The organism is Plesiomonas sp. ZOR0011, from assembly GCF_000800945.1.
In the GTDB taxonomy this organism is placed as follows: Bacteria; Pseudomonadota; Gammaproteobacteria; order Enterobacterales; family CAMTGL01; genus Plesiomonas; species Plesiomonas shigelloides.
The window spans coordinates 37,751-50,139 of the sequence record NZ_JRKB01000069.1 but is presented as its reverse complement, the minus strand read 5'-3'; the positions used below and the strand labels follow the sequence as shown (position 1 = coordinate 50,139).

The window sequence follows — 12,389 nt, the reverse complement described above, 5'->3', positions numbered from 1 at the left end:
TACCACTATCATGCTGAATATTGTTCTGTACCAGCCGGAAATTCCGCCTAATACCGGCAACATCATCCGCCTGTGTGCCAACACCGGCTATCGCCTGCATCTGATTGAACCGCTCGGTTTTGTGTGGGATGACAAGCGCCTGCGCCGCGCCGGCTTGGATTATCACGAGTTCACCGAAATCCAGCGTCACCATGACTACGCCGCCTTTTTGGCCAGCGAACAACCGACGCGTCTGTTTGCCCTGACCACCAAAGGCACCCCTGCACACAGCGACATCCAGTACCAAGCCGGTGACTATCTGCTGTTCGGTCCCGAGACGCGCGGTCTACCGCCGGAAATTCTCGATGCAATGCCGCCCGAGCAGAAGATCCGCTTACCGATGTGTCCAGAAAGTCGCAGCATGAACCTGTCCAACACCGTTGCGGTGGTGGTGTTCGAGTCGTGGCGACAGCTTGGTTATCCCGGCGCCAAGCGATAAACAACAACGCCCTGCGGCCAACCGGCGACAGGGCGTTATCCAAAGGCAAGACGGAAGATCATTCAGCGCCGCATTTTGGCGGTGCGTGATGAGTGGGTTCGCGATGAGTCATTCGTGGTTTGTGATGAGAGACGCGCAGCTCAGATCCCATCTCCGTGGGTAAATTGCTGAATCAAGCCACTGAAGTCCTGATCCATCTCAAGCGATGGTTTGTCACAACACGGACGCCCCACCACCCGCGCCGGCACCCCAGCCACCGTGGTATGCGGCGGTACCGGTTGCAAGACCACTGAACCGGCACCAATTTTAGCGCCGCAGCCCACTTCAATATTGCCCAGCACTTTCGCGCCGGCGCCAATCATCACCCCTTCGCGGATCTTCGGATGGCGATCGCCAGACTCTTTACCGGTACCGCCGAGGGTAACGTTCTGCAAAATCGACACATCATTTTCCACCACCGCGGTTTCCCCGATCACAATGCCGGTGGCGTGGTCGAGCATGATGCCGTGGCCGATGCGCGCCGCCGGATGGATATCCACCGCAAAGGCGACCGAAATCTGGTTTTGCAGATACACCGCCAGTGACGTGCGCCCCTGACGCCACAACCAGTTGGCCACTCGATAGCCTTGCAGCGCATGCACCCCTTTGAGGTACAGTAATGGCGTGGTACAGCTGCCGACCGCGGGGTCACGATCACGTACTGCCTTGATATCCAGCGCCGCGCTAACAATCAGCTGCGGATCGCTTTCATGGGCTTCTTCAACAATTTCACGCACCGAAATCGCCGGTACGGTGGCGGTGGCTAACTTGTTGGCCAAAATATAGCTGAGCGCACTGCCAAGGTGGCGGTGCTTTAAGATGGTGGCATGGAAAAAACTGGCCAGCATCGGCTCGCCGTCAACCAGACGACGCGCCTCTTGTTGGATTTCTTGCCACACCAACTCCAGTTCCGGTTCAGACATGCAAACCGACTCCAATAGATGATGTCATTAACCTTTATTCGCTCTTACTGGCGCGCGCCAGCAGAGCCACAGCCGCTTCACGAGCATCTTTGCCGCAATACAGCACCTGATAAATCTGCTCGGTGATCGGCATTTCCACCCCCAGACGCTGGGCCAGCACGTACACCTCTTTGGTGTTGCGATAACCTTCCACCACCTGCCCGATACTGGCCTGCGCCTGCGCCACATCATGCCCTTGGCCGAGCATCATGCCGAACCGGCGGTTACGCGATTGGTTATCGGTACAGGTCAGCACCAAATCGCCCAAGCCGGCCATCCCCATAAAGGTGGCCGCTTCGGCGCCCAGCGCCACGCCCAAACGGGTCATCTCCGCCAGACCACGGGTGATCAGCGCAGTACGCGCATTGGCCCCGAAGCCCATGCCATCCGACATCCCCGCGCCAATGGCAATCACGTTTTTCACCGCGCCGCCCAGTTGGACGCCGATGAAATCCGGGCTGTTATAGACACGGAAACTCTTGCCGCAGTGAAACAGTTGCTGCAAATCAGCGGAAAATTGCGGGTCGGAGGCCGACACCGAAATCGCCGTCGGCATGCCCACCGCCATCTCTTTGGCAAAGGTGGGGCCGGACAATACTGCCAGCGGAATTGCGTCACCCAAGACTTCGCGCGCCACATCCTGCAACAGACGACCGGTCTCAGCTTCTAAGCCTTTGGTCGCCCACACCAGACGGCTGTCTGGGCGCAAATACGGACGCAGTTGTTGCAACACCTCGCCAAAAACATGACTCGGTACCACCACCAAAATATCGCGGCTGGCGGTCACGGCTTTGGCCAGATCTGCTTCAATGTGCAGATCCGGCGGAAACGGGATCCCCGGCAAAAAGGCCGCATTCTCCCGCTCCGCCGCCAGACGTGCCATATGCTGCGGATCATGGCCCCACAACACCACGGGGTGCTGATTACGCGCGAGCGTCAGGGCTAAAGCCGTCCCGTAAGAGCCGGCACCGATCACTGTCATGGCTACATCTGGTTTCATTGTCTTTACTCTTGGTCTGAATTATTCAGCCGCTACGCTCTGGTCTTGCTGCGCCTGCTCTTGCAGGTAGTTCATGAACAGCGCATCAAAGTTTACCGGAGCCAGATTCAGCTGCGGGAATGTACCGCGGGCAACCAGGCTGGTTACACACTCACGGGCATACGGGAACAGAATGTTCGGGCAGTATGCACCCAGACAGTGTGCCATTTGCGCACCATCAAGACCAGCCACGGAAAAAATACCCGCCTGCTGCACTTCACACAGGAACGCCACTTGATCGCCTACGTTAGCGGTCACGGTCAGACGCAGAACCACTTCAAAAGCGTTGTCACCCAGATCAGTTGACGCAGTGTCCAGATCCAGTTTCACTTCTGGCTGCCACTCTTTTTGGAAAATCACTGGTGAGTTCGGCGCTTCGAAAGACACATCTTTGGTGTAAATGCGCTGGATTTGGAACAGGGTTTCGTTTGGATTTTGTTCAGACATGACTCTTACCTTTTGGTTTCTGGTTCCTTGAAAACGGAATATTCTTCCTGAAAAGGCAACCCTCAGGATACCCGAGCGTTGCCATGCGAATGCGTCAGTGGCTAGCCACTCATCAATGACACCACTTAAATTACGCAGAGCGCAGTGACTCAGATTAGTAATCCCAATCCGTGCGCAGTGCGTCAAAGTCGCGTTAGCGGGCCAGCAGCGGATCCAGGTTACCGGCAGCGTCCAGTGCATGCAGGTCATCACACCCACCGACATGTTGGCCGTCGATAAAAATCTGTGGAACCGTCGTACGGCCACTGCGTTCAATCATCACTGCGCGCGCCTGTGCATCGTTATCGATAGCTATCTCGTCAAAGGCTGCGCCCTTGCGGGTCAGCAGCGCCTTGGCACGGATACAAAAAGGACAGGTCGCTTTGGTGTAAATTTCAATTTGGGCCATCACACACCCCACCGGATTCACTGTTGTCCCACATCTTAGTGCCGTTGCCACAAGGGGGTTATCCCGCCGAGTACCACCGCACCAAGACCGAATTATTTGCCCTGCACCAATGGCAGATGCGCGCCGCTCCAGCCCGCAATGCCTTCACGCAGTACGTGTACTTGGGCAAAGCCTTGCTTGCTCAGATCTTCTGCCACAGTACGCGCGGTCATACCGGTTGCGCACACCACCACCACAGGCTGGGTTTTGTGCTTTTCCAGCTCGCCCAGATTGTTGGCTTTAATCGCGGATGGCAGCAGATTCAGGCTGTCTACGATATGGCCTTTGCGGAACTCATCCGGCGAACGGATATCAACCAGCACACCGTTGGCCTGGTTGATCAGACGGGTCGCCTCGCCGTTATCAATGCTCTTCACCGCAGAAAAACGGCTCTTGAAGGTCATTACGATCACGGCTACAAACAGGGCAATCCACGCCATGCTCAAAATGGTGTGACTTTGAATAAAAAGCATCACTTGTTGCTGCATAGAATTTCGCCATCAAAAAATCGGTGAAAGAAAGGTGATTGAGTATACCTGCGTGCCACACCAATTACAGCTTTAAGCCCCGCCTATCACAGTAATATGTGGAGTAACGCAAGCGATGGGTTACTCTATGATCAGAGATTATTGCAGGTAAGCAGGCAACCAGGGTGCTGTGAGTCACACATTCTGGCGCAATCATTAGCTGACACGAGTCAGTAATGTAGTAAAATTCCTCAACACTGCACTATCAATACACAGCTATTCTTTTATTATCGACGAGAGGTCTTACATGACTACCGCGAAGAAACCGATGGTTCTGGTCATCCTTGATGGCTATGGCTACCGCGAAGATAAGCAGGACAACGCCATTTTAAATGCTAACACCCCGGTCATGGACAAGCTGTGGGCCGAGTGTCCGCACAGCCTGATTTCCGGCTCCGGCCTGGATGTCGGCCTGCCTGACGGTCAGATGGGTAACTCTGAAGTCGGCCACGTTAACTTAGGTGCCGGCCGTATCGTGTATCAGGATCTGACCCGTTTGGATAAAGAAATCAAAGATGGTGATTTCTTCCACAATACCGTGCTGACTGGCGCTGTCGACACCGCAGTCGCTGCCGGTAAAGCCGTACACATCATGGGTCTGCTGTCACCGGGTGGTGTACACAGCCATGAAGATCACATACTGGCGATGATCGATCTGGCCGCCCAACGTGGCGCCGACAAGATTTACCTGCACGCCTTCTTAGACGGTCGTGACACCCCACCACGCAGCGCCGAAGACTCTCTGGCACGCGTGGCGCACCACTTTGCCGAGCTGGGTAAAGGCCGCATCGCCTCGATGGTTGGCCGTTACTACGCCATGGACCGCGACAACCGTTGGGATCGCGTACAACTGGCCTACGATCTGCTGACCCAAGCCAAAGCGGAATTCCACGCCAGCAACGTGCTGGACGGTCTAAACGCCGCTTATGCGCGCGAAGAGAACGATGAGTTCGTCAAACCAACCGTAATTCGCGCTGAAGGCGAAGCTGATGCTGCGATGCAAGATGGCGACGCACTGATTTTCATGAACTTCCGTGCCGACCGTGCCCGTCAGCTGACGCGTACTTTCATCAACGCGGATTTCACCGGCTTTGCCCGTGAGAAAGTGGTTAAATTCAGCAACTTCGTAATGCTGACCGAATATGCCGCTGACATCAAAACCGCCTGCGCCTATCCGCCAGAGAATCTGGAAAACACCCTGGGTGAGTGGCTGTCTAAGCATGACAAAACCCAGCTGCGGATCTCGGAAACCGAGAAATATGCGCACGTAACCTTCTTCTACAACGGAGGTGTGGAAGAGCCGTTCCCAGGCGAAGACCGCATTCTGATCCAATCGCCACAAGTGGCGACCTATGATCTGCAGCCGGAAATGAGCTCTGCCGAGCTGACCGAGAAGCTGGTCGGTGCAATCGAAAGCGGTAAGTACGACACCATCATCTGTAACTACCCGAACGGCGACATGGTCGGCCACACTGGTGTGTTCGATGCTGCCGTGAAGGCCGTTGAAGCGCTGGATCACTGCATCGAGCAAGTGGTGGCCGCCGTACGTAAAGTGGATGGTCAGCTGCTGATCACCGCCGACCACGGTAACGCCGAGCTGATGAAAGACCAGACTACCGGTCAGCCATTCACCGCGCACACCAACCTGCCAGTGCCACTGATTTATGTTGGCAAACCGGCTGAAGTGGTCGCCGGTGGCAAGCTGTCTGACCTGGCACCAACCATGCTGACCTTGATGGGCATGGAAATTCCAGCAGAGATGACTGGCAAGCCGCTGTTTATCGTGAAATAATTTTCACATGCTAAATACATACGGCTCACGTATCAGTCAATGGTGTACCGGTGCTCTTTGCACCGGTATGCTGCTGTGCGCGCCGTATGCCCCTGCAGCGCCCCAATCGGCGCTGCAGGGCGTGCAACAAGAAATTGCCCAGCAGGCCAATAAAGTGGCCGCGCAACAAGATCAGCGCCAGCAACTGCAACAGGCGCTACGTAAGCAAGATCAGTCCATCAGCTCCGCCAGCAAAGCACTGCGCCAAACCGAGCAGCGGCTAACTCGCTTAACCCGCGATCTCAAACGCCTGACCACCTCAATCAGCGAGTTGGAAAAGCAGCAACAACAGCATCAACAGCGTTTAGCGGCCCAATTAGATGCCGCCTATCGACAAGGTAAACAAGGCCAATTGCAGGCCATGTTGTCCTCGGATGATCCGGCCCGCGCCGAACGCATGCTGCATTACTACCGTGCCATCAATGAAGAACGCCAAGCCGTGATGAACGAGATCAGCGTGAATCAGCACGAGTTGCAGCAGCAAAAAGATGAGCTACAAGCTAAACAAAAAGAACAAGCCACGTTGCTGGGAAGTCAAAAACAGCAACAGGATAAATTGCAGCAAGCGCGCACCGAGCGGAAGAAAACCTTGAGTGCCTTAGAAGCCGACCTGCAACAAAACCAGCAAAAGCTGGCACAACTCAAACAGAACGAACAACGCCTGCGCGATCAAATCGCGCGCGCTGAGCGTGAAGCCAAAGCGCGCGCCGAACGTGAAGCACGCGAGCTAGCACGCAAACAAGCCGCAGAAGAAAAACGTACCGGTAAACCGTATGTGCCTAACGATCGCGAGCGGGCCTTGATGGCACAAAGCGGCGGTCTTGGCCGGCCGGCAGGTCAACATATCTGGCCGGTACGCGGCAGTATCCTGCATCGTTTCGGCGATAGCCAAGAAGGCGAACTGCGCTGGAAAGGGATGGTGATCGCCGCGCCGGAAGGCAGTGAAGTGCGCGCCATTGCCGACGGCAAAGTGCTCTTGGCCGACTGGCTGCAAGGCTACGGTCTGGTGATGGTAGTCGAGCACGGTAAAGGCGACATGAGCCTGTACGGCTACAACCAAACCGTGTTATTCCAGCCGGGCGATAACGTCAAAGCCGGTCAGCCGATTGCCTTAGTCGGTGACAGTGGCGGTCAGGGCAGCGCCGGTCTGTACTTTGAAATTCGCCGTCAAGGGCAAGCGGTCAACCCGCGCCCATGGCTGGGTGGCTAAGCGGCGTGTCCAGCCCGTCCTTGCTGCTATCCCGTCTTTCACTGGCTGCCACGGCCGTTCTCTCGGCGGCCAGACGTGGTTTATCCACTCGCTCTTGTCTCTCCACTAGCAACAGACTGACCTTGCAACCGAGTCGTCTTTTACGCTTGAATCTCATTCGTTTGAGTCTCACGTTGCTGGTTGGCAGCACACTGACAGGCTATGCCCATGCCGGCAAACTGGCGATTGTGATTGATGATGTCGGCTACCGCCCTGCCGATCAGGCCGTGATGCGTTTGCCGTTGCCGGTGACGGTAGCAATTTTACCGGTCGCCCCGCATGCCGCCCGCATGGCCGAACAAGCGGCCAAGCAGCAGCGCGACGCGCTGATCCACATGCCGATGCAACCGCGTGGTAGTACGCGTGTTGAAGCCGGCGCCCTGCACACCGGAATGGATGCCGCCGCGGTACGTCGCACCCTAGAACAAGCCTTACAGGTGGTGCCGCACGCACGTGGGCTGAATAACCACATGGGCAGTGCCGCTACCGCCGATCCGGCCTTGATGCAGCTGTTGATGCAAGAGCTAAAAGCTCGCCATCTGTTGTTTCTCGATAGTCGCACCACTGCGGCGACTGTGGCCGAGTCCACCGCGCGTCGTCTCGGGGTGCCCACGCTGCGGCGCACGGTATTTTTGGATGACAACAACAGTTTGACCAAGGTGCAGGCCGAGTTCCAGCGCGCGGTGAGTATGGCGCGCCACAAAGGCTGGGCGGTCGCCATCGGCCATCCACGGCCCAATACCTTGAAAGTACTGCAAGACGGCCTCGCCCATCTGCCAGCTGATGTGCAATTGATCAGCTTACGCGCACTGATCGCCGATCTGCCGGCCGACGGTAAACCGCCTGCGGCTAGCACAGGCACAGGCACAGGCACAGGCACAGGCACAGGCACACATAATAACGCCCCGTCATCGGGTCTGCGCCAACCGGGGCCGATTATCGAGCCTGCACGCACGAGCGCACCTGCGACAACAGAGGCAAACTCGAATGCCGAGCCGTCAACCGCCCCTAACAAGCCAAACCTCACACCAAGTAACGAGACCGGCGTGGTCGGACTTGAGCAGCTGGACTTGCTGCCAGCTCCAACCTCGGTGCCTCCGTATCGCCATTTGCCACTGCTGCGCGGTCAACGCGAAGACTGACCGCTAGCCACACTGACACAGCGCTGAGATTAGCGCACCGGAATGCAGATGCTCACATCATAACTAGCCGCCTGTGGCCCGCTGTGATGATAGAGCTCAAAGCATGGGCGCTCATCCCACTGTAACCCCGCTTGCTCCAGCTCTTGCATCAACTGTTGCCATGCTGCGCCATACTGCTCTGGCGAGGCAATCTGGCAGCGCAAGGTGGCATAACGCCCGCCCGGTAAACTGATGCGGCTAATCGCCTCACTGGGCGCGACCGTCTCTGGCTCGGCCAGCGTAATACAGCAATCGGTACGACATTGCTCAGGTGCGGTGGTATTTGGGTCGTCATGATAGATAAAAATCACTTCGTGCGTTGCGACCCCATGCTGATGCACCCATTGCATCAGATGCTGCATGGCGGCCTCGTAACCTTGCCCATACGGCCCTGTCACGCGCACCCCAGCTAACTCACAGGCGGCCAAGTCTTGTAATTGCATAGATGGATTTGACACGATGCTTCCCTCTCAGCGGCTAGAGATGATCACGGCACGCCACCGTGACCGACTCAACCGGTATAGACCGCCGCTGACCAAGTCGCCACAACTGTATATAAAAACAGCGATCTCGCTAGAAAAAAATCGTGGTCGCCGGCGTTACTCGTGCAACTCGCGCTCGAGCTGCTCGCGGTAATGGGCACTGAGGCGTTCAATTCGCTCTTTACCCACCGGCGTCATCATCGGGCGCATCAGATTCAGCATGCTGAGCACGCCCTGATACACCACCTGACGGGTAATCAAGGTTTGCGGAGATTGGGTACTCTGGTAGGGGATCCAGCAGGTGACAATCAGCTTCATGGTATGCACGAACTCTGGCAACGCTTCCGCTGACATATCCAACAAACCGCTAGCATGCATGTTGCGCATGATGGCGATCAGCTTTTGGTCAAGATCTGCCTGCGCCGCCAAGTACTGCCGTTGCAGACGCTCATCGCGCCCTAACAAGTCAGCCAGATTGGCATAGAAGAAACGGTAGCGCCACATGGTGTAAAAGATGGCATCCAGATAGCCCATCAGCACATCCAGACTGAGCTCAGATTGCTGTTTAGGCTGGAAGGCCAGCGCCAAATGGTCTGCATACTCGCACAAAATGGCGTGTATAATGTCTTCTTTATTGCGAAAATGATAATACAGGTTGCCAGGGCTGATCCCCAGATGTGCAGCGATATGGTTGGTGGTTACGTTGCGCTCACCGCGTTGATTGAACAACTCCAGACTGGTCTGAATAATACGATCACGGGTTTTCATCTGCACAACGCTCCTCAACAAAGGCTCCAGCTTGAGCCGTTTGTTATGATAACGGACTCAGATCCAAGGGCAATCACTCTGTAGTGTAAACAAGAAGGATTCCATCCATGATTATCGTCACTGGCGGCGCCGGCATGATCGGCAGCAACATCATTAAAGCGTTGAACGACATGGGACGCAGCGACATTCTGGTGGTCGATAACCTGAAAGACGGCACTAAATTCGTCAATCTGGTTGATCTTGATATCGCTGATTATATGGATAAAGAGGACTTCATTACCCAGATTATGGCCGGCGATGACTTCGGCGATATCGATGCGGTATTCCACGAAGGCGCCTGCTCTGCCACCACGGAATGGGACGGCAAATATGTCATGCTCAACAACTATGAGTATTCCAAAGAGCTGCTGCATTACTGTCTGGATCGCCAGATCCCATTCCTGTATGCCTCTTCGGCAGCCACTTACGGCGGCCGTGACCACGACTTTATCGAAGAACGCCCTTATGAAGGCGCGCTGAACGTCTACGGCTACTCCAAGCAGCTGTTCGACAACTATGTGCGTCGTTTGTGGCAAGATGCCGAAGAACATGGCGAAACCCTGTCGCAAATCACCGGTTTCCGTTACTTCAACGTTTACGGCCCACGTGAAGGCCACAAAGGCAGCATGGCCAGCGTCGCGTTCCACCTCAACACCCAGATTAACAAGGGTGAAAATCCTAAGCTGTTCGCGGGTAGCGAAAACTTCAAGCGTGACTTCGTGTATGTCGGTGATGTCGCCGCCATGAACCTGTGGTTCTGGGAAGCCAGTGTGTCTGGCATTTTCAACTGCGGTACCGGTAATGCGGAATCTTTCCAAGCGGTCGCCGATGCAGTCACCGCCTATCATCAAAAAGGTCAGGTGGAATACATCCCATTCCCAGAACATTTAAAGGGCCGTTATCAAGCCTTTACCCAAGCCGACTTGACCAAAGTACGCGCGGCTGGCTATAACAAGCCATTCAAAACCGTGACCGAAGGGGTAGCGGAATATATGGAGTGGCTGAATAAGCGTTAATTGCAGCCTCACTTTGTACGACGGGCCGCTACGGCCCGTTTTTAATCTCATATCAAGAGCCAATTATTGACATGAATATTCTAATGGCGTTATCGCAATTAGAAGTGACGGGTGCTGAAGTGTATGCCACAACGGTGGGTAATGAACTGACACGCCGGGGTCACACCGTACACTATGTATCAGATACCTTAACCAAGCCGGCAATAGGGCATTTTTTCAAATTGCGGTTTAATAAGCGCAGCATCCCTCGCCGTTTTTGGCATGTTGCCTATCTGATTTATCTTATCCGCAAACACAAAATTCAGCTCGTGCATGCGCATTCACGCGCATCAAGCTGGAGTTGCCATATTGCCTGCAAGTTAACACGCACCCCGATGGTCACTACCGTACATGGACGCCAACCAGTACATGCTTCACGCAAAGCTTTCCTTGCGATGGGTAGTCACGCAATCGCTGTTTGTGAAGCCATCGCCGCTCAACTCACCGATGTCCTCGGCATGAGGCCGGAGGCAGTGAGCATTGGTCGCAATGGTATCGACACCCAACGTTATGCCAGAACGCCAGCACCACAAAATACTCGTCCCGTGATCAGTATCATCGGACGCCTTACTGGTCCGAAAGGCGATGTGTGCTATCGACTGCTCGATGAAGTCCTCGATCTCGAACAATGGCAAGTCAATATTTATACGGGTAGTAACATTCCTGAACGATTCCAACGTTTCACCGCACAAGCTAATTTTGCAGGCTATCGTGATGATATCGAAAAGGTGATGGCTGACAGCGATGTCGTGATCGGCGCAGGTCGCGTGGCGATCGAAGCCCTTTTGATGGGCCGCCCTACCGTTGCCATTGGCGAAGCCAATGCAATTGGTTTTATCACTGAAGATAATATTCAAACTGCCATGAGCAGTAATTTTGGTGATATTGGCCCGAAAGATTTAGATATTGATTTTAGCCAATTAACGCCTCAGATCATCGCAGCCATTCACGCCAAACAGTGTGCTGAATCTGTCAGTAATATTGTTGCGAAAAATTATAACATTGCCGCCGTGGTCGACCAGCTTGAATATCACTACCAAAGTGAATATGTCTATACACGTAAGCGGGAAATTCCTGTCATCATGTACCATCGCTTTATCACTAACGATAGCGAGAAAGGCGTACATGGTACCTATATGCAGGTTGATATGCTGGAAAAACATTTTAAGTTACTAAAAAAATTGGGGTATGAAACCTTGACCTTTAGTGACTTGAAAAAAAATGGCACTATCAGCCGCTTTGCGCCGGGCAAAAAGTATTGCATGATCACCGTTGATGATGGTTATCAAGATAATTTAACGCGCCTACTTCCTTTGCTACAAAAATATAATTTCAAAGCGACCGTATACGCAGTCACTGGCGAAACATTCAATCGTTGGGATGTCGAAAATAAAGATAATCCAGAAAGACCAGTATCTCTCATGACCGCAGATGCACTGCGAGCCATCACTGCATCAGGGCATGTAGAAATTGGTGGCCATACGCTGACACATCCTAAGCTTAATACCTTAGATGAAAGCACACAGCGACATGAAATTCACGAGAACAAACAACAATTAGAGTCGATTCTAAGTCAAAAGCTAACCTCATTTGCTTATCCGTATGGGCTCCATAATGATGACAGCAAACGAATTGCCAAAGAGTTAGGCTTTGATTTTGCCGTCGCCACCAATAGTGGTCCTCTGGCATTGCATGAAGACTTATACCAAATAAGACGAATTGCCATTTTCCCAAGAACAGATACATTTGGATTGTGGCGGAAAATTAAAGGGAATTATAACTTCAGGAAAAAATGATGCTGCAGT

General features: G+C 54.1%; 13 protein-coding genes. 6 read left to right on the top strand and 7 right to left on the bottom strand.

The features are described from left to right. Positions 1 to 10: 10 nt before the first annotated feature. Positions 11 to 478 carry a tRNA (uridine(34)/cytosine(34)/5-carboxymethylaminomethyluridine(34)-2'-O)-methyltransferase TrmL gene (trmL, locus tag L975_RS12670; RefSeq protein ID WP_010864889.1) on the top strand — a complete coding sequence of 156 codons (468 nt, stop codon included), beginning with the start codon at positions 11 to 13 and terminating at the stop codon, positions 476 to 478. A gap of 140 nt (positions 479 to 618) precedes the next feature. Here the strand turns inward: trmL and cysE are convergent, their stop codons facing one another. The 5 genes from cysE to L975_RS12645 form a co-directional block, all read right to left on the bottom strand. Continuing rightward, positions 619 to 1,440: a serine O-acetyltransferase gene (cysE, locus tag L975_RS12665; protein ID WP_010864890.1), complete on the bottom strand. Its 822-nt coding sequence runs from the start codon at positions 1,438 to 1,440 to the stop codon at positions 619 to 621. A 34-nt stretch (positions 1,441 to 1,474) separates the two neighbouring features. Further along, the gene (gene gpsA / locus L975_RS12660; RefSeq protein WP_010864891.1) at positions 1,475 to 2,479 is read right to left on the bottom strand and encodes an NAD(P)H-dependent glycerol-3-phosphate dehydrogenase; all 1,005 of its coding nucleotides are present in this window, start codon (positions 2,477 to 2,479) and stop codon (positions 1,475 to 1,477) included. Positions 2,480 to 2,500: 21 nt separating this feature from the next. Then, a complete protein-coding gene (gene secB, locus L975_RS12655; protein WP_010864892.1) occupies positions 2,501 to 2,965 on the bottom strand; it encodes a protein-export chaperone SecB in 465 nt (154 codons plus the stop codon). 193 nt (positions 2,966 to 3,158) lie between these two features. After that, on the bottom strand, positions 3,159 to 3,413 hold the full coding sequence (gene grxC, locus L975_RS12650; RefSeq protein WP_047708939.1) for a glutaredoxin 3: 255 nt from the start codon (positions 3,411 to 3,413) through the stop codon (positions 3,159 to 3,161). 92 nt (positions 3,414 to 3,505) lie between these two features. Beyond that, the gene (locus L975_RS12645) at positions 3,506 to 3,940 is read right to left on the bottom strand and encodes a rhodanese-like domain-containing protein (protein WP_010864894.1); all 435 of its coding nucleotides are present in this window, start codon (positions 3,938 to 3,940) and stop codon (positions 3,506 to 3,508) included. A gap of 286 nt (positions 3,941 to 4,226) precedes the next feature. Here L975_RS12645 and gpmM point away from each other — a divergent pair, with 286 nt between their 5' ends. The 3 genes from gpmM (at position 4,227) to L975_RS12630 (ending at position 8,201) form a co-directional block, all read left to right on the top strand. After that, complete coding sequence (gpmM, locus tag L975_RS12640) at positions 4,227 to 5,771, top strand: 2,3-bisphosphoglycerate-independent phosphoglycerate mutase (RefSeq protein WP_039046068.1); 1,545 nt, start codon at positions 4,227 to 4,229, stop codon at positions 5,769 to 5,771. Positions 5,772 to 5,778: 7 nt separating this feature from the next. After that, a complete protein-coding gene (gene envC, locus L975_RS12635; RefSeq protein WP_052181463.1) occupies positions 5,779 to 7,020 on the top strand; it encodes a murein hydrolase activator EnvC in 1,242 nt (413 codons plus the stop codon). A 146-nt stretch (positions 7,021 to 7,166) separates the two neighbouring features. Further along, positions 7,167 to 8,201, top strand: coding sequence for a divergent polysaccharide deacetylase family protein (locus L975_RS12630; protein ID WP_177326645.1), 1,035 nt, complete (start codon positions 7,167 to 7,169; stop codon positions 8,199 to 8,201). A 29-nt stretch (positions 8,202 to 8,230) separates the two neighbouring features. Here the strand turns inward: L975_RS12630 and L975_RS12625 are convergent, their stop codons facing one another. Further along, positions 8,231 to 8,698, bottom strand: a complete 468-nt coding sequence (locus tag L975_RS12625; RefSeq protein WP_156121215.1) for a GyrI-like domain-containing protein — start codon at positions 8,696 to 8,698, stop codon at positions 8,231 to 8,233. Between the two features lie 141 nt (positions 8,699 to 8,839). Beyond that, positions 8,840 to 9,490, bottom strand: coding sequence for a TetR/AcrR family transcriptional regulator (locus tag L975_RS12620; RefSeq protein ID WP_010864900.1), 651 nt, complete (start codon positions 9,488 to 9,490; stop codon positions 8,840 to 8,842). Between the two features lie 107 nt (positions 9,491 to 9,597). On the opposite strand from L975_RS12620, the gene rfaD reads away from it, so the two are divergent. Both rfaD and L975_RS12610 read left to right on the top strand, forming a co-directional pair. Continuing rightward, positions 9,598 to 10,545, top strand: a complete 948-nt coding sequence (gene rfaD / locus L975_RS12615) for an ADP-glyceromanno-heptose 6-epimerase (RefSeq protein ID WP_047708935.1) — start codon at positions 9,598 to 9,600, stop codon at positions 10,543 to 10,545. 71 nt (positions 10,546 to 10,616) lie between these two features. Continuing rightward, a complete protein-coding gene (locus L975_RS12610; protein WP_047708934.1) occupies positions 10,617 to 12,380 on the top strand; it encodes a polysaccharide deacetylase family protein in 1,764 nt (587 codons plus the stop codon). Positions 12,381 to 12,389 lie beyond the last annotated feature (9 nt).